This window comes from Pseudomonas sp. FG86 (assembly GCF_057808775.1).
The window spans coordinates 32,416-50,138 of the sequence record NZ_JBMDIS010000049.1 but is presented as its reverse complement, the minus strand read 5'-3'; the positions used below and the strand labels follow the sequence as shown (position 1 = coordinate 50,138).

General features: G+C 61.3%; 14 protein-coding genes. 6 read left to right on the top strand and 8 right to left on the bottom strand.

Annotated elements, in window-relative coordinates; genetic code table 11:
• Nucleotides 1-130: 130 nt before the first annotated feature.
• From feaR to ACODSV_RS24865, 3 genes are all read right to left on the bottom strand, one after another.
• The gene (gene feaR / locus ACODSV_RS24875; protein ID WP_024075640.1) at nucleotides 131-1,093 is read right to left on the bottom strand and encodes a transcriptional regulator FeaR; all 963 of its coding nucleotides are present in this window, start codon (nucleotides 1,091-1,093) and stop codon (nucleotides 131-133) included.
• A 119-nt stretch (nucleotides 1,094-1,212) separates the two neighbouring features.
• Complete coding sequence (locus ACODSV_RS24870) at nucleotides 1,213-1,785, bottom strand: DUF3156 family protein (RefSeq protein ID WP_102625748.1); 573 nt, start codon at nucleotides 1,783-1,785, stop codon at nucleotides 1,213-1,215.
• Nucleotides 1,766-3,265: an APC family permease gene (locus ACODSV_RS24865; RefSeq protein ID WP_102625746.1), complete on the bottom strand. Its 1,500-nt coding sequence runs from the start codon at nucleotides 3,263-3,265 to the stop codon at nucleotides 1,766-1,768. The genes ACODSV_RS24870 and ACODSV_RS24865 overlap by 20 nt, the downstream gene beginning before the upstream one ends.
• Before the next feature lie 293 nt (nucleotides 3,266-3,558).
• On the opposite strand from ACODSV_RS24865, the gene ACODSV_RS24860 reads away from it, so the two are divergent.
• A complete protein-coding gene (locus tag ACODSV_RS24860; RefSeq protein ID WP_150055351.1) occupies nucleotides 3,559-4,887 on the top strand; it encodes an alginate export family protein in 1,329 nt (442 codons plus the stop codon).
• Nucleotides 4,888-4,926: 39 nt separating this feature from the next.
• Here the strand turns inward: ACODSV_RS24860 and ACODSV_RS24855 are convergent, their stop codons facing one another.
• On the bottom strand, nucleotides 4,927-5,898 hold the full coding sequence (locus tag ACODSV_RS24855; protein WP_173903848.1) for a methyl-accepting chemotaxis protein: 972 nt from the start codon (nucleotides 5,896-5,898) through the stop codon (nucleotides 4,927-4,929).
• Between the two features lie 300 nt (nucleotides 5,899-6,198).
• Here ACODSV_RS24855 and ACODSV_RS24850 point away from each other — a divergent pair, with 300 nt between their 5' ends.
• The 4 genes from ACODSV_RS24850 (at nucleotide 6,199) to ACODSV_RS24835 (ending at nucleotide 10,516) form a co-directional block, all read left to right on the top strand.
• Nucleotides 6,199-7,176, top strand: coding sequence for a helix-turn-helix transcriptional regulator (locus ACODSV_RS24850; protein WP_150055352.1), 978 nt, complete (start codon nucleotides 6,199-6,201; stop codon nucleotides 7,174-7,176).
• Nucleotides 7,177-7,307: 131 nt separating this feature from the next.
• Nucleotides 7,308-8,189: a transporter gene (locus ACODSV_RS24845; protein WP_173903841.1), complete on the top strand. Its 882-nt coding sequence runs from the start codon at nucleotides 7,308-7,310 to the stop codon at nucleotides 8,187-8,189.
• 22 nt (nucleotides 8,190-8,211) lie between these two features.
• The gene (locus ACODSV_RS24840) at nucleotides 8,212-9,375 is read left to right on the top strand and encodes an MFS transporter (RefSeq protein WP_150055353.1); all 1,164 of its coding nucleotides are present in this window, start codon (nucleotides 8,212-8,214) and stop codon (nucleotides 9,373-9,375) included.
• A gap of 34 nt (nucleotides 9,376-9,409) precedes the next feature.
• The gene (locus ACODSV_RS24835; RefSeq protein ID WP_190300962.1) at nucleotides 9,410-10,516 is read left to right on the top strand and encodes a class II histone deacetylase; all 1,107 of its coding nucleotides are present in this window, start codon (nucleotides 9,410-9,412) and stop codon (nucleotides 10,514-10,516) included.
• A gap of 128 nt (nucleotides 10,517-10,644) precedes the next feature.
• Here the strand turns inward: ACODSV_RS24835 and ACODSV_RS24830 are convergent, their stop codons facing one another.
• Both ACODSV_RS24830 and ACODSV_RS24825 read right to left on the bottom strand, forming a co-directional pair.
• A complete protein-coding gene (locus ACODSV_RS24830) occupies nucleotides 10,645-11,586 on the bottom strand; it encodes a p-hydroxyphenylacetate 3-hydroxylase reductase component (protein WP_150055355.1) in 942 nt (313 codons plus the stop codon).
• 65 nt (nucleotides 11,587-11,651) lie between these two features.
• Complete coding sequence (locus tag ACODSV_RS24825) at nucleotides 11,652-12,821, bottom strand: p-hydroxyphenylacetate 3-hydroxylase oxygenase component (protein ID WP_150055356.1); 1,170 nt, start codon at nucleotides 12,819-12,821, stop codon at nucleotides 11,652-11,654.
• Nucleotides 12,822-13,093: 272 nt separating this feature from the next.
• On the opposite strand from ACODSV_RS24825, the gene ACODSV_RS24820 reads away from it, so the two are divergent.
• Nucleotides 13,094-14,581 (top strand): aldehyde dehydrogenase family protein, encoded by a 1,488-nt coding sequence (locus ACODSV_RS24820; RefSeq protein WP_150055357.1) that lies wholly within the window; start codon nucleotides 13,094-13,096, stop codon nucleotides 14,579-14,581.
• Between the two features lie 44 nt (nucleotides 14,582-14,625).
• Here the strand turns inward: ACODSV_RS24820 and ACODSV_RS24815 are convergent, their stop codons facing one another.
• Entirely contained in the window at nucleotides 14,626-15,480 is an 855-nt protein-coding gene (locus tag ACODSV_RS24815; protein WP_150055358.1) for a transporter, read from the bottom strand.
• An 87-nt stretch (nucleotides 15,481-15,567) separates the two neighbouring features.
• A complete protein-coding gene (locus tag ACODSV_RS24810) occupies nucleotides 15,568-17,682 on the bottom strand; it encodes a PQQ-dependent dehydrogenase, methanol/ethanol family (RefSeq protein ID WP_041160934.1) in 2,115 nt (704 codons plus the stop codon).
• Nucleotides 17,683-17,723 lie beyond the last annotated feature (41 nt).

Sequence of the window (17,723 nt, the reverse complement as noted above, 5' to 3'; positions counted from 1 at the left end):
GCAGCCCAACGCGGGGCAAGCCCGCTCGCCACAACAAGCCCGCTCGCCACAGTTATTGTGTTCCGCCTTAACTGACTGGCATCACCAGGACGCAGGCTCGACGACCACTGCGTCCCTGCCCGTTGCGCGCTCACACCACCTCGGCCATCTGCTGCAAATGGCTGGAGCGAAAATCCTTGGGCGACACCTCGAACTGCTTCTTGAACGAGCGGCTGAAGTGGGCTGAATCGGTGAAACCCCACTTATAGGCAATCGAGGTGATCGACTCGCCACGCAGGAACGGATTGGCCAGGTCATCGGCACTGCGCTTGAGCCGTGCCCGCTGGATGTAGCGGCACACACTGTCGTCCTCGGCTTCGAACAGTCGGTACAAATGCCGCACCGAGATATTCAGGCGATTGGCCAGGCCCACCGGGCTCAACCCCGGCTGGTTGAGCGACTCATCAATGACCTTCTGCACGTAGCTGCGCAGGTTCACGCCCTGTAACGCGCCGCAGTCGTCACTCGCCTCCTCCTGCTGCGCAAAGGCCGAGCCCAGCAGCGCGACCAACGCCGACTGCAATGCCAGGCCCTCTGCCTCTGCCGCCTCGCCTTCCAGGGCGTCCGTACACAGTTGGTCCATCAGCACATGCAGCATGCGCCCGCAGGCTTTGCTCGATGAGATCTTGCCAAAGGTGCGCGGCCGCGCGCCAAGTTGCTTGCACACTTCATGACGGGACAGGCACAGGGAGGCGTGCTCGATCAGCCCGAACGGGGTGATCTCGATGGAGCCCACCGAGTCCATCAACAGCAATTCGCCTGGGCCCAGGCGAATGACCTGGCCGTCCTGGGCAATCTGGCTATAGCCGCTGCGTTGGCTGACCAGAAAACATTGCTGGTCGTCATCGTGGTCAGCGCAGACCTTGGGGCGCTTGATCAGGCCCGCGTTGGTGCGCAAGTGAGCCAGGGGCAGCCCGCCACGGTAACCGGACGAGATACTGCCGATAAACAGCGAGCGATTGAAGGCCAGTTCGGTATTGAAGTGACCGCAGATCGCGCGCAGATCGCGGGTCCAGGTGTCGAGCCCCTCTTGTCCAGCCGACTGCATGATCATGGTTATGTCCACCTTGGTTTTTGTTGTTGTTGTCGCGCAATAGTTAACATGTTATCTAAGTGCGCGCAACACATCCGTCTTAACCAAAGCGATTGCACTAATGGTGCCAAAACCTGCGATCAGAGCGCGGCCAGCACGCGTTGGAAATGCAGCAAGGTCGCGACTAACCCATTGCGCTGATCGGCGCTCAGCGGGATGTAGCGACGAAACGCGGGCATGCGGTTGACCACCTCGCTGCCGCCCATATGCTCCAGGCGTACGCACCACTGGCCGGCCCGCAACTCGATGCGCAGGCGTTTGAAATCCAGTGGCATCAACGCCCGCAGCAAGTCCCCGTCAGGCTGCATCAGCGCCAGCAGCGCCGGGTCGCCGCTGCGTTGCCGACAACGAATACCGGTACGCCGGACGGCCCCGGTGTGGTGCAGCTCAAAACTCGCGGTGCCCTCTCGCGAAGCAGGCACGCGCAGCAGGAACTCGGTCATCACCAGGTGCATCAGCAACTGGGACTCGGTGCGTTCGACAATCTCCACGTGCAACTGGCCATCCTGCAACACGGCCTCGGCCGTGGCCGACGCGGTGTGCTGGAAATGCGCCAGGCCGAGGTTACGGCGCAGGTGCTCCAGGGTCACCCCAGGGCGATAACCCGCCGGGGTATGCCGGGCGCTGAACCGCTCAAACAGTTTTTGCAGCATGGCGCTGATACTCGGCATGAGGCTGGGTCGGTTCGTGGGCGAACTCGTTGGTCAACACCTCTTCCACCGAGGCCGGTTTGAACGGATTGACCTTCTGCACCACCAGGGTCCAGAACAAGGCATACGCCGCGGTGCCGGCCAGCATTACGCCAAACGGAATGTAGATGTCCGCCGGGTTCATCCCCGGTGGCGTGATAAACCACATGCCCAGCAGGATGCCGAGGCTGGACAGGATCTGCGGCAACGGAAACCACGGCGAACGATAGGCGCGCGGCAGATCCGGGCGGCGGATACGCAGGCTCACCACCGAGATCGTCACCAACAGGTAGGCAAAGCTCCAGGCACACACGGCGGCCAGCACCAGGTGCATGATGTTGTCGGTGTTGCCGCCCAGGTACAGCGCGTGCAGGCAAGGAATCAGCATCGCCACCAGGATGCACAACAGCGGGGTCTTGAAGCGTGGGTGCAGGTAGGTGAAGACCTTGGGCAACGCGCCATCCACCGCCATGCCGTAGAGAATGCGCGGGACCCCGGCCATCAAGGTGTTGATGGTCGCGGCCCCGGCAAACAGAAAGCCGATCCCCAGCCACATCGGGCCGATGCTGCCCATCACCTGTTCCGCGAATTTCGGGATCGCCATCGGTGTATCCAACAGGTGCACGCCCGTGGTGGCGTCGAGCAGCACGTTCTCCACCTGGCGCTTCATCGCCGCGCCATAAATGAACATGCAACTGGCGACGCCGAGCAGCCCCAGCATCATCGCCTTGGGCATGACCCTGGCCGAATTGCGCAGGTCCGGCGCCAACGGCGTGACGAACTCGCAGCCGACGAACATGAACATGGCCATGCCCACCAACGACAGGATGGTGGTCATGTCGGTGCCCACCTGCGATACGCCGAACCAGCCCTCCAGTGGCACCACCGGCGCCGCGATCAGCCCCAGCACACCAAACACCATCAAGGTGGTCCACATGCCGAAGGTGAGGATGATCTCGGCCTTGCCAAACACACTCACGCCAAAGGCATTGAGAATACCGAACACCAGCACAAACCCCACCCCGAGCAACCACGAGCCGCCGGCCGACTCCGCCAGGGTATTGAGGTGTTCGAAGTTCACCAGCGCCATGACCCCGGAAAGGATGGTTTCCGCCGTGCCGGCAAACACATGCACGATCAGGTAGGCCGACAAGGTGCCGGTGATGGCGAAGAACCGGCCCATGCCGCAATTGATGTAGTCGTAGACCGAACCGGTGGTCGGCAGGATCGACGCCGCTTCAGCGAAGGTCGTCGCCTGGGCCAGCATCATGACCACCGCAATCAGCATGGCCACCGCAAAAGCGCTGCCGCCGATACCAAACCCCATGGTGGCGGTGAGAATCACCGGGCTGGCCATGATCAGGCCGATGGTACTGGCGAGCGCCGTGGGAAAGCCCACCGTGCCCTGTTTCAAATGCTGTGTGAGCCGGTCATTGATCGACATGGTGCGGATCCTCGAAAGCGGATTTCTTAGTGGATGTATCGAACCGTTCAAGGCGCCGGCGATGAAGCCTTCCCCAGCCAGTCCCTGATTGAAACGGGATCGAGTACACCATCACTGTGCGCCCCTCCCATCCTGGTCGTCTTGCCCATGTCTGCCTTTGGTTTTGTTGCTGTCTGCCAAGGTGCACGGCTTGGCTGGCAGGGTCAATTGCGTGGCACGCAGGTGAAAGACTTGCCCCGCTCGCGGTTGCCCTAATGCGCCATCGCTGTCCAACCCTGCAGGGGAACGTAACAATGGAGCAAACGCTGAAAACTCGCTCACTGTCCAAGGCCGTTGGTCTGGGTATAGCCCTTTTGATCGCTGATTCATCGGCCCAGGCCTATGAGCTGTATGCCGATGACGACACCCATCTGAATGCTGATTTCCTTTCGGTATACGGGATGTTCAACAGCCGTAACAACTACGACGGTACGCCCGGGGGTTCAACCTGGCGGGAGGGATTCATCAAGTATGGCGTGAGCGGCGACCAAGGCCTGGCCGGGTTCGGCACCGGCTACGGCGCACTCAACTGGGTCAGTTCCGGCACCTGGGGCGACGGCGATGCGGCGGGGAATACCGACGGTTCGGAACGCACGACCAAAATCGAAGATGCGTACCTCGGATGGCGCTCCGCCGATCTGTTCCCGGCGCTTGGCAAGGACGGCATCGATTTTTCCGCCGGTCGCCAGGTGGTCAAGGTCGGCAGAGGGTTCCTGATCAACGACGACGGTCCTAATCTGGGGAAAGGCCCGGCCGACGGCGCGTTGAATCGCGGAGGCGCCTACTACCTCGCGGCGCGGCACGCCTTCGATCGCACCGCAGTCCTGCGCCTGGGCGGGCAGGAAGGCCTGCATGGCTCGGTGTTGTGGCTCAAGTCCGATAACCGCGCCCAGGCGGAAACCGAGCTGGCGGCGGGCACCCTCGACTACACGGCTGCCGCCGGTACGCTCGGCCTGACCTGGGTCCACGGCATTGATGTCACGGACCAATGGGCCAGCGACTTCCAGAAACAACGCGAAGGCCTGAATACCTACAGTCTGCGCGGCGAAGGCAACGCGGGCATGGAAAACGCCAGTTTCGCGTTTGAATACGCCTGGCAAGACAAGGATGCCGGCCCTCAAAAAGCCTGGTATGCCGAAGCCGGCTATACCTTCGCGGACGTGACCTGGTCACCGAAACTGACCTACCGCTACACCCGTTACTCGCAAAAATGGGACCCACTGTTTACTGGGCTAAGCAGCGGTTACGGCACCTGGTTCCAGGGTGAAGTGGCCTCCAATTACGCAGGTCCCTTCAACAGCAACACCGGTATCCAGCATGTCGGCCTGAAGGCGACCCCATTGGAAAACCTGACGGTCGGCGCGTTGTACTTCGACTTCAATACCCTACGCAAAAGCGATGCACTGAATCTCGATGCGAGGGAGCTGGATCTGTATGTGGAATGGGCGGTCAACAGCCACCTGATCATCAGCCCTTTGGTCGGCATTTATCAGCCAAAAAAGGATGCGACCACGGGTGGGAACCAGGTGGGCGGCAACGCTACCAACGTCTACAGCCAGCTAACGGTGGCCGTACCGTTCTGATCCCATTCAGGCGCTGCCGGGTGCAGCGCCTGAACAGGCTTACTGTTTGTGCTGATGCAACATCGTCTGAATCTGATGCGTCGCCTGGCGGGTATTTTCCGCCAGTTTGCGGACTTCATCGGCCACCACTGAAAACCCGCGCCCGACCTCTCCTGCCCTGGCCGCTTCGATAGCGGCATTCAAGGCCAACAGGTTGGTCTGGTCGGCGATGCCCTTGATGACGCTGACCACCGTCGCAATCTGGCCATAAGTCGCCTGACTCTGCTCAAGCAACTGGTGATGGGTGGCCTTGGCTGACTGCTCATCGCTGATATCCCGAACTGCGCCGATCACCCGGGTCAAGCGTCCCTGCTGATCGCGCACAGCTCGACCCCGCTCTCGACACCAGATGTAGCCACGCGTCTTGTGGCGCATCCGGTATTCAAACACGTACTCACCACTGCCGTGCATGCCGAGAATCTCACGGTCAAAGATCGCCATGATCTTCGGCAAGTCGTCAGGATGAGTGATGCTGACTTGAGCATCCCAGCCGTCGGGCAACTCATGCGGGGAATACCCCATGAGGAGGCGAAATTGATTGAAAATCCGCATCCGGCTGCCGGGGTCCTGAACGTCACCGTTGACCACGGTGATGTCCCAGCAGCCCTCGGTGAGGGTTGACTGCAACAGTTCCCAGATTTGCGCCTCCTGCTGATGCTGACGTGACAGCTGAATGTGCTGTTTCAGCTCGGCCTCCAGTGCCTCTTCGCGTTGCCGGCTTTGCTCGACTTGCTGACGAACGGCTTCAAGCGCTTGTTCACCGCATTCCAATCGAGCGGCCTGATCCATGGCTCGTTCATCGGCCGCAAGAAGCCGTTGGTTGGCATGGGCTCTCTGCTGCGCGAGCTGTTCCAGACATGCCTGCACGCTCGGATAAGCGGCCAGCGCCTGCATCTCATCCGCCTCACCGGCAAGCAACCGGTTGAGGGTTTCAGCGAGCGCCTGCATCGGTTTACTTTTCTTGAAGAACATCAGTCTGTCCCTTGCCAATCGAGTCGATACTCAGAATCTGATAGCAAACCGATGCGGATTACTTGTACGAGACTGCTAAGGCATTTGCTCCTGTCTGCCATAAAAAAGCCCGGTTGCGTTTGCGCGACAGCCGATGCCCGCAGCCGTCAGTCATACGATCCATCGTGCATCTGTAGGATAGCGATCCTCTTTCAAACCGCTGATACTCATCCCCAGGCCCTGCCCACGTCCAGACGACGTTCCGGTCCTTAATGACTTCGTGACGAAAACAATAAGAATGTCGCACAGAGGTACCTACGAATGAGCCGTCATGACCGTGGATATGCCAGCCTCCTGGAAGCGTTCAGCGCGATAACACTGGAGCTTCAGCGCCTGGCACAGAACAAAGATATCGAGCATTTCCATCACGCCGCGTTGAGCTGCATCAGCCAACTGTTGCCCTTCGACAGTGCCTGGTGGGGCCGTGCGGCACTGATTGACGGGTTGCCTGAAGAACACCACTCCTACCTCTACAAATTGCCCCGCAGCTACCTGCCGGACTGGCAATCGATTCGTCATATCGACGTGACCGTCGGCAAGGTCCACGACAACCAGGGACAAGCGGTCATCGTCGACATGCGCAACCCCGCCAGCGGTCCTGGGCTCAACTGGCTCGGCGAGCTGTATGGCATTGGCCAATTGCTGTGCGTTGCGTACGTCGACCCGCAAACCCACCTCAGTGATCACCTCACGGTGTATCGCGCTCCCGACGCACCGTGCTTTACCGGTCAGGATTGCCTGTTGCTGAACAACCTCATGCTGCATCTGGTAGCGGCGGTATCGGCCAATCAGATCCGCACCCTGGTGGCCATGCGCGAAACCCTCACCAGCCCGCGCAATCTGGCGCTCGCCGTATGCGACCAGCGCGGCACACTGCACTGCGCGGAGCGTGGCTTCGTCGACTTGCTGCTGAGCGAATGGCCGGACTGGACCGGCCCTTGCCTGCCGGTGGCGATGGACGCCCAGGGGTATGAAGGCAAGCACTTGCAGGTCGAGGCTTCGACGGTCGGTGACCTGTTCCTGCTGGCAGCCCGCAGCCGCACGGTGCTGGTGCAACTGAGCCCACGGGAAAACGATGTGGCCCAGGGCTTCGGCGAAGGCAAGACCTACAAGGAAGTCGCCCGCGATCTGGGCATGTCACCCAATACCGTGCGCCACCACATCCGCGCCATCTACAGCAAACTCGGGGTCAAGGACAAAGCCCGAATAGCTCATCTGCTGCACGCCCCGCCCGACTGATCTGCACCGCTGACTCGCGCTGACTTTTTCGCGGTCCTTTTGACCGCCACGGGGCGCTTTTGCGCTTTTTTTGCCCCTCTGCCAATGACGGGCGATCCGTTCGCCGCACAACAACTCAAAGAAGAGATGCAATGCCCATGACCAGGACCTTCACCCGCAACACCGCACTGGCCCTCATCAGTGGTCTGTCGAGCCTGCACGCTGGCGCTGCCGACCTCAACGCCCGGGATTTTTTTGGCGCGCCCTCGGGCACCACCCTGGGCGTACTGTATTTGCCGGCAAGCCGCGCCGGCGATTTCCACGGCCCGGCCGACAGCACCGGCAAGGCCGACCTGAAGGTCAACGCTGTGGCTTATCGCCAGGTCTTTTTCACCGACATCTGCGGCACGCTCTGCACGCCACAGTTCATCGTGCCCTTCGCCGACATCAACGCCCGCCTGCCGGGTGCCAGCCAGCACACTGGAGAAAGCGGATTCGGTGATCCTCAGGTCGGCGGCACAGTGTTCTTCATCAACGACCCCGCCTCGCGCACCTACAGCGGACTGCTGAGCCTGATTACCCTGCCGGTGGGTGAGTACCACAGCAACCATCCAGATGTGTCGCCCGGCGCCAATCGCTGGGGCGCCACCTTCGTTTACAACTACACCCAGGGCATCGGTGAAAAATGGGTGCTGGAAGCCAACCTCGAAGCCCAGCTTTATGGCAAGAACGACGACTACTTCGGCAGCGACCTGAAACAGGACCCGCTGTATCGACTGCAAGCCTTTGCCTCCTACGACTTCACCCCAAGCACCTATGGCGCGTTGCGACTGATCCACGCCGATGGCGGCGAGCTGCGCATCAATGACCAGCGCATCGACGACACCCACAAGCGCTACACCCAGGTGGGTTTCGAAGTCGGTCATTGGCTCGATCAACAGAATCAATTGATGTTCAGCCTCTCGCAGAACGTCGCCACCGACAACGGCTATCACGGCACCGACGCGCTGCTGCGCCTGGTCCATGTGTTCTGAATTCATTCATCGGAGCTTGACCATGAACACCCAGACCAAACCGCTGCCCCATCAGCGTTCCCTCGCTTCATCGCAACTGGCATTGCTGGCCGCCATTGTGCTGTTTGCCGCCATCACCCCGACCATCCTCATGACCGCACCGGCAGTGGCGGCGCAACTGGCGACTCAATGGCAGTTGAGCGCCTCACAGATCGGCGATCTGTTCTCCACTGAACTCGGCGCCATGAGCCTGGCCACCCTGCCCGCTCTCTGGTGGCTCAAACGTGTCGACTGGCGCCGCGCCGCATTGGTGGCCGGGGTTGTGTTTATCGCAGCCAACCTGCTCTCCATGCTTGCCCATGATTATTCGATGCTCCTGGCATTGCGCTTTTGCAGCGCCCTGGCCGGCGGTTCATTGATGATTATCTGTCTGTCCAGCGCGGCCTCGACGTCCAACCCCGGACGCGTCTATGGCTTATGGGTGATGGGGCAACTGGTGGTCGGGGCGATGGGTTTGAGCATCCTGCCACGCCTGTTCGAACACTACGGGCTGTCAGCCTGTTACTTGATCCTCGCCGGACTGATGACCGTTTTTCTGCCACTGGCTCGTTATTTCCCCCAGGGCAGCCCGCCGGCTGAAAAAGCTGCCGAGCGAGTAGCCCTCGCCTCGAAGTGGAAGGCCGCACTGGGCATTCTTGGCATCCTGAGTTTTTACATCAGCCTGAGCGGCGTCTGGACCTTTATCGGTTCCATCAGCACACGCGCCGGCCTCTCTGCCGAGTCCAGCGGCGAGATCCTTGCCATCGCCACGATGACAGGCATTGTCGGTGCCGGTTGTGCCTCGCTGATCGGCAATCGTCTGCCACGCCTGCTGTTGCTGCTGCTCGGTTACGCGGTGATGGCAGGCTCGGTGCTGTTGTTGCTGGGCCAACCCGACATGCTGCGTTTTGCATTGGCCGCGCTGCTGTTCAAGTTCACCTGGACCTTCATCCTGCCGTTGATTCTGGCCTGCCTGGCCGACCTCGACCGCTCCGGAAAACTGATGAACGCCTCCAACCTGGTGATCGGTGGCGGCCTGGCCATCGGCCCGAGTGTGGCTGGGCGGCTGATCGAAGCCAGTGGCGACTTTCAATCGCTGCTGATCGGCGGGGCCTGCATCACCTTGCTGTCCCTGGTGTTGATTCTGAGCTGCCGCCCTAGCGCATGAGCAGCCCTTTTACCCTAAAAAAATGGAAACGACGATGAGCCGAAAAAGTGCATTTTTCTTCGACGAACTCAGCCTTTGGCACAGCGCTGGACTGCACGCCTTGACCTTGCCCGTAGGAGGTTGGGTGCAACCGCCTGCCGCTGCCGGCCACGCCGAATCGCCGGAAACCAAACGCCGGTTGAAGAGCCTGCTGGACGTTTCCGGCCTGACCCGACACCTGCAGGTACAAAGCGCCAAGGCGGCAACGCATGAGGACTTGCTGCGGGTGCATACGCCGGGCTACCTGCACCGTTTCAAGGCCATGAGCGATGCCGGGGGCGGCGAATTGGGGCCGAGCGCGCCCATCGGGCCCGGCAGTTATGAAATAGCCAGACTCTCCGCCGGCCTGGCCATGGCCGCGGTGGACGCGGTGCTGTCCGGCGAGGTCGACAATGCCTATTCCCTGTCACGCCCACCAGGCCACCACTGCCTCGCCGACAGCGCCATGGGCTTCTGCTTCCTGGCCAATATCGCCATCGCCATCGAGGCCGCCAAAGCGCAGCGTGGATTGGGCAAAGTCGCGGTGATCGACTGGGACGTGCACCACGGCAACGGTACGCAATCCATCTTCGAAGAGCGTGCCGACGTGCTGACCATTTCGCTGCATCAAGACGGCTGCTTTCCTGCGGGTTACAGCGGTGAAGCCGATCGCGGCCGTGGCGCGGGATTGGGAGCGAATATCAATATTCCGTTGCCCCCCGGCAGCGGTCATGAGGCTTACCTCTATGCAATGCAGCGCATCGTGATGCCGGCGCTGGAGCGTTTTGAGCCAGAGTTGATCATCGTCGCCTGCGGTTACGACGCCAACGCCGTCGACCCGCTGGCCCGGATGCTGTTGCACAGCGACTCGTTCCGGCAAATGACCCGCTGCGTGCGCAAAGCCGCCGAACGCCTGTGTCAAGGCCGTCTCGTGCTGGTGCATGAAGGCGGGTATTCCGAAGCGTATGTGCCGTTTTGCGGATTAGCCGCCATTGAGGAACTGGCGGGCGTCCGGACTGAAGTGGCCGATCCCATGCTGGAATTTGTGCAGTTGCAGCAACCGAAGGAAGCGCTTGCGGCGTTTCAGCGGCACTGGATCGATGCGCTGGCCGAAGCACGCTGAGCCTGGATGCTGACAACGTTGCGGGTCAGTTCGCGGGGCCGAACCTGACGCAAAAAAAATCCGATGCCATCACAGGCGTCGGATTTTTATTGGTTGCCGCTAAAGATCAAACGCGCTTGGGCTGGCAGTCAGCAGTGGCTGATCAGTCGCTTCAACACGGTCTTGAACGTTTCGATCTGCTCTTCGCTGAATTCGGCAAAGACTTTCTCTTGTTGCGCCTGCGCGATCGCCCAAAGGTCTTCGGTCTGCTCGATACCGGCCGCCGTCAGACGTACGCCGTTGTCATCGTCGTTTACCAGCCCCTTGCGCTTGAGGTTGGCGACGGCCTCATCGATTTCCCGAACAGGCATCGCCACCTCACGCAACAGATCATTGGGGCTCAGCCTGGCGTCGTTTTCCAACACCATCAGCATGCGCGCCTCGCTGGTACGCAGGCCGGTGGACAGTTGCCGAGGCTGGTAGCTGGACTGGTAGGCGCGCACCGCCTGGGTCATCAAGTAATACAGGTTATGGCTGAGACGCCCCTGGAAATGGCTGCTCGGGGCCTGGTTTTCATCGCGCTGGGTCATTCGGGTATGGGGCAAGACCATGGAGTAAGCCCCCTGGTGATACAGCAACGGCGAGCGACCGAAATCGTCGAAAGCCACCACCTTGCCAATCATGATCCAATGGTCACCACCGTCGACCTGCTGGTACTTCTCGCAATGAAAACGAGCCGCGCAGTCGGCAAACACTGGCGAGCCGCCCTCCCCCGATTCGTACTCGATCTCGGCGAAGCGATTCTCCTTGGGTCGGGCGAAGTTATTGGAGAGGTCGATCTGGTCCGCCGCCAGCACGTTGACGGCAAAATGACTGGCCTCCTCGAACACCTCATGGCTGTTGGAACGTTTGTCGATACTCCACAGCACCAACGGAGGGTCAAGGGACACCGAGTTGAAACTGTTGGCCGTCACACCGACCTTGCGCCCGCTGGCGTCGGCCGCCGTCACCACGGTGACGCCAGTGGCAAAGTTGCCCAGGGCGCGGCGAAAGGCGCGAGGGTCGAAAGACGCAGAACATTTATCAGACATGCAAGACTCCCGGACTGCTTGCACAAGCAGCCCTGATTATTGTTATGGCGCATAGGGCGAATGACTCAGATCATGCTGGGATCGGGCTCGAGGCCCATCAACTCACGACCCAGGATCTGCGCGCAGACGTCGTAATCGGTGTAGGCATGGGCGCCGGTCATGTGCGAGTCACGGAACAGGCGCTGCATCTCGTTGTGCTCGAACCAGGCATTGCCGCCAGCGGCCTCGAACAGACGGTCCACGGCCTGGATGCACATTTTGGTCGCGTAGGCCTGGTTGGTGCGCCAGAACGCCAGGGTTTCACGGCTCGGATAGCGATGCTGCTCACTGTGCTCGGCGTGTTCCTGCCAGGTCTTTTCGAGAAAGGCCCGGGCCGCGGCGACCTGGTGCGTCGACTCGGCCAGGCGCATCAGTGCGGGTGTAGCCGCACCCACCGCGGCCCCGGTGTAGGCACGCACGCGCGTTTTGGTTTTTTCGCGGAAGACCTCCAGCATGCGCTCGGCAACCCCCAGGCTGACGGTGGAGAAACCGCTGGCAAAGTAAGGACGGTACGGCGAGTAGAAAATCTTGCTGTCCGGGTACAAACCGAAGCCTGCGGACTTGCCTTCCATCATGTCCTTGGCTTTCTGGATGCGGTGCTCCGGCACCCAGGCGTTGTCGATGATCAGGGTCTTGGTGCCACTGCCTTTCATGCCGGCGGCAAACCAGTCATCGCGGATCTGATAGTCGCTGCGCGGCAGCACGGCAAAGCAATAGTCCTGGGTGCCTTCGGCATTCTTGCGCCGGAAACCGACAATCGCCCACTCGGCATGGTCACAGCCACTGCTCCAGCCCATCTCGCCGCTGAACAACACGCCCCCGTCGACCTCTTCGGTGCGCCCGAACGGCGCGATGCTGCTGCTCGCGGTTGCATTGGGATCCTCGCCCCAGACTTCCTGCTGCAACTGTGCGGAAAACATTGCCAGTTGATGACTGTGGGTGCACAGCAGGCTCATCGCCCAGGCCGTGCTGGCGCAGGCTCCGGCGAGCAAGGCGATGCAATCGGCAAATTGCGGCAGGGAGATCTCCATGCCACCGAAGGCACGGGGCTGAAAAGCACGGTGCAGGCCGATGCCTTTGAGCAGCGCGATGTTTTCGTCGGGGACCCTGCGGTCTTGCTCCGCCTTGAACGCATTGGCGGCAATGGTCGGCAGAATGGACTTGAGGTCTTCGAGGAGCGGGTTTGGCTTTTTCATGGAGGGCCCTGCTTATTATTGGATGTCCGGCGGCCTTCCATTATCGAGGGGCGGCGCCGGCTGCAGGCTCAGTATGCGGTGAGCGGCATGTCCGGAAAATGCACCTTCCAGATGCAAAATTGTACTTTTCATGGGCGCTGGCCGCGCCCCGCCAACGCGACTGGCGCGCCGATGGCAGGCACAGGCATGGCGCCAGGCAGTCACAGTCAAGCCGACGTGGCAGCGGTTGATTAACCTCCCCGTTTGCCCTTGTTCGCCACCAGGAAAACCCCATGACTGACATCACCCTCCTGCCCCAAGTCGAAGCCTTCCTGCGTCGTCGCCATACGCTGTTTATCGATGGCGGCTACGTGCAGAGCCATTCCAGCCAGACCCTGGAAGTCATCAGCCCCGCCACCGACCAGGTGATTGCCCATGTCGCCGATGCGGACGCTGCCGACGTCGACGCGGCGGTGGAGTCCGCTCGTCGTGGCTTCCAGCAATGGTCCCAAGTGGCCCCGGCCGTGCGCGGCAACGTGCTGCTCAAGCTTGCCGACCTGCTGGAACGCAACCGCGAGGAACTGGCCCAGATCGAGACGTGCCAGTCCGGCAAGATCATCCAGGTCTCCCGCGCCTTCGAAGTGGACCAGGCCGCGCACTTCCTGCGTTACTACGCCGGCTGGGCCACCAAGATCAGCGGCCAGACCCTCACCCCGTCCCTGCCCTCCTTTGCCGGCGAACGCTATACCGCGTTCACCCTGCGCGAACCGGTTGGCGTGGTGGTGGGCATCGTGCCGTGGAATTTTTCGACCATGATCGCCATCTGGAAACTCGCCTCGGCGTTGGTCACCGGCTGCAGCATCATCATCAAGCCCAGTGAATTCACCCCGCTGACCATCCTGCGCATCGCCGAACTGGCGGTCGACGCGGGCTTGCCTGCCGGGGCCCTGAACGTGTTGACCGGAAGCGGTCGGGTCGGCCAGGCACTGGTTGAACACCCAGGGACCGATAAGGTGTCATTCACCGGCTCGGTGCCGACCGGCATCGCCGTAGGCCGCAGTGCGGCCAGCGCAGGATTGACCCGCGCGACCCTGGAACTGGGCGGGAAAAACTCGGCGGGGTTCCTGCGCGATGTGGACCTCGACACGGCAGTCAACGGCATCATCGAGGCGGGTTTCCTGCACTCCGGGCAGATCTGCGCCGCGGCTGAACGCTTTTTCGCGCATCGCTCGCAGATCGAGCCGCTCATGGCTCGGCTGTCCGAGCGTCTGGGCAAACTGCACATCGGTTCGCCGCTGGATGAACGCACTGAATTCGGCCCGGTCACCAACCGCCAGCACCAACGCAAGCTCGAAGGTTTTTTTGCCAAGGCCCGTGCCGAAAACAATACGATCATTCACGGCGGCAAGCCCATGGATCGTCCCGGCTGCTATGTCGAGCCGACCGTGATCCTCGCCAACAGCCTCAACGACAGCTTGCTCAACGAGGAAACCTTCGGCCCGATTGCCACGTTCTTGCCCTACGACACCGAAGAAGAGTTGCTGGCGCTGATGAACCACACGCCCTATGGCTTGAGTGCCAGTCTCTGGACCAATGACCTGAGCAAGGCGCTGCGCATGGTACCGGCCATCCATGCCGGGACGGTGTGGGTGAACATGCACACCCTGCTGGACCCGGCCGTACCCTTTGGCGGCGTCAAGTCATCGGGGATCGGGCGCGAATTCGGCTCAGCATTTATCGACGATTACACCGAACTCAAATCGGTGATGATTCGCTATTGATCCGGCCCCGGCATGGACCGTGTCCATGCCGGGCAACCCTTGGCTCAGTAGAAGTACGCCAGGCGAAACTGCAGCGAATTATCAATCTTCACGCCCTCGCGCACCGACGTGTCATGCATCAACTGCCCCATCACTTGCACCTGCTTGCCCAGCATGGTCGCCACGGTGAAGCCCAGCGTGCCATTGCTGCGGCTGGTGGCCAGGGTTTCATGGTCAAGGGTCTCGCGCGCGCCCCAGTTATGCCGGTAGGAGACCGCAGCGTAAGTGTCCGGGGTGAAGTTGTAGCGCAGGTGGTTGTGCAATTGCAGCAAGGGATCTTTTTTCGCAGCGGTGGAGCGCTGCTCGTCGTAGAACTCGGTTTCGGCGATCACATCCCAGGTGATTTTATCGGTAAGCCCCTTGATGTAACCGACCTGGAAATCCAGGGCCCAGCGGTTGCTGCTCAAGGCAAAGCCCTGGTTCTTCTCGCTGCCGGTCGGCGCGGTGACGAATACCGACCAGCCCAGGTGTTCGTTCTTGGCCAGGTCGGCGATGGTCCATACTGTGCCACCGAAAGTGATATCCCCCAGCCCCGATTTTTTGCTGTCGGTGGCGCCGGTCTTCTGGTAGCCGAAGGGGATGACGATCTGCGGGTCCCAGGTCAGCCCGGTGTTGAAGAACTCGGTGAAGTGAATCAGCCGCAGCACCCCAACGGTGAGGTCAAGGTCGAGGTTGTCGGCGACTTTCTTGCCGCCGGAATACACCTTATCCCCGCGTGGATTCTGCTGGTACAACACCACCACGTCCGTGCCTTGGGGCAGCGCCGTGTAGTCGCCCGGATCGGGTTTCACATCGGCCAGGGCCAAAGGGGCCAGGCTGGCGAGAAGTGTGCTCAGTGTCAGGGTATTGAGTGCTTTCATGGCGGGTCTCTTTATTGTTATTGGGGGCATGGCTTCGCCATGACGACTCCGTGGGGAGTCGCCAGGCACAGGTGAAACAACGGGGAATCAGTGGGCGTCGACGTGCCCGGCAGCCTTGAGGTCGGCTTGCAGATCCTGGGTGCGCTTGACCAGGTATTGACGGATCAACTCCATGTCTTCGCGCTGGAGAATGTCGGAGAAGTTCGGCATCCCGCGGGTGATCAGCGCGCCGCTGACAAACGCCGGGAACGCCGCATGCTTGTTGTCGTCCAGGTAGCGCAGGTCCGGCACCACACCGCCACTGATCGCGTTGAGGCCATGGCAACCTGCACACAACCCGTTGAACAGGCCGCGCGCCTGCGCCAGTTGCTCAGGGGTTGCCGTGAGGGCCTGGTGGGTGGTCGGCAATACCGGGGCAACCTTGGGGGGCGGCAGTTCGCCGTGGGCGCCCAGCTTGAAGGCAATCACCCGTGATTCGGCGCGCACCTTGCCCTTATTGGTCAACGGTCCGGTCAGCAAGGGGATGATCCCGCCCCATCCCACCGAGAACGCCACGTATTGCTCCCCCTTGACGGTATAAGTGACAGGCCCGGCCATCACCCCGGAGTTGGCGCGATGCTCCCACAATGGCTTGCCGGTGTCGGCGCGGTAGGCGACCACGCGGCCATCGGCCGTGCCCTGGAACACCAGGTTGCCCGCCGTGGCCAGTGTGCCGCCGTTGCCGGCGCTGATATAAGGCTGCTTCCAGGCGGCCTGCTGCTTGACCGGGTCCCAGGCGATCAGCTCACCGCTCCAGGCGTCACGGATTTTATTCAAGGCTTTCGGGTCTTCAGGCAGGTCCGGCACATCCAGCCCGAAGTTCACCACTGACTTGTTCGACAAGAACATCGGTGCCTTCGCGGCCTTGAGTTCGGCCAAGGTGTACTGGGCCGGGATGTAGACGTAGCCGGTCTTTGGGCTGAACGACATGGGGTGCCAGTTGTGCCCACCGAGAAAGCTGGGCTGCACCACTTTCGGCGCTTTGGAATAGTCGGCCGCACCGGTCAGGATCGGGCGTCCGGTTTTCATGTCGATACCGCTGGCCCAGTTGACCGGGACGAAATTCTTCGCCGACAGCAGTTGGCCGTTAGTGCGATCCAGAACGTAGAAAAAGCCGTTTTTCGGCGCCTGCATGATCACCTTGCGCAGGGTGCCGTCGATCTTGATGTCGGCGAGGATCATGTGCTGGGTCGCGGTGAAATCCCACTGGTCTTGCGGGGTGATCTGGTAGTGCCACACGTATTCGCCGGTGTCTGGCCGCAGCGCCAGGATCGACGAGACGTAGAGGTTGTCGCCCTTGCCATTGGTACGGAACTGGTAGTTCCAGGGTGAGCCGTTGCCCGTGCCCACATAAAGAAGATCAAGCTCGGGGTCGTAGGCCATGGAGTCCCAGACGGTACCGCCGCCGCCCCATTTGACCCAGCCATCGCCGTCCCAGGTCTTCATCGCCTTGGCCATGGCCGGGTTTTCCGGCGGCAGTTTCGGATCACCTGGCACCGTGTAGAAACGCCACACCTGTTGGCCGGTCTCGGCGTCGTAAGCCGTGACGTAGCCGCGTACGCCAAACTCGGCGCCGCCATTGCCGATCAGCACCTTGCCCTTGACGATGCGCGGCGCGCCTGTGATCGAGTAGCTCTTGGTACGATCGATGATGGTGTCGACGCTCCACACCGGCTGACCATTCGCCGCATCCAGGGCAATCAAGCGTCCATCAAAACTGCCCACATAGACCTTGCCCTGCCACACCGCCACGCCCCGATTGACCGGGCCGCAGCAGCCCTGGCTAAGGTTTTCGGGCGGGACTTTAGGGTCATACTTCCAGAGCAACTCGCCGGTGGCGGCATTGATCGCATAGACAATGCTGAAAGCCCCGGTGGTGTACATCACCCCATCGACCACCAGCGGCGTGGCTTCGGTGCCGCTGTCGATATCCAGTTTCGTCGTCCAGGCCATGCCCAACTGCCCGACGTTGTCGGCATTGACGCTATCGAGCGGGCTGTAGCGTTGCTCGTCGTAGGTGCGGCCGTGGCTCATCCAGTTGCCTGGCTCCTGGTCGGCGGCGATGATGCGCCGACCGTCGACCTGCGCCGGACCCGCCCACACACCCGGGCACAACGCAGCCATCAGTAAAGGGCTGCCGATCAGCAAGCTCCGTGTTCTCATTTTTATTTTTCTCCAGCAATAATCGGCTCGGTATCAACCCC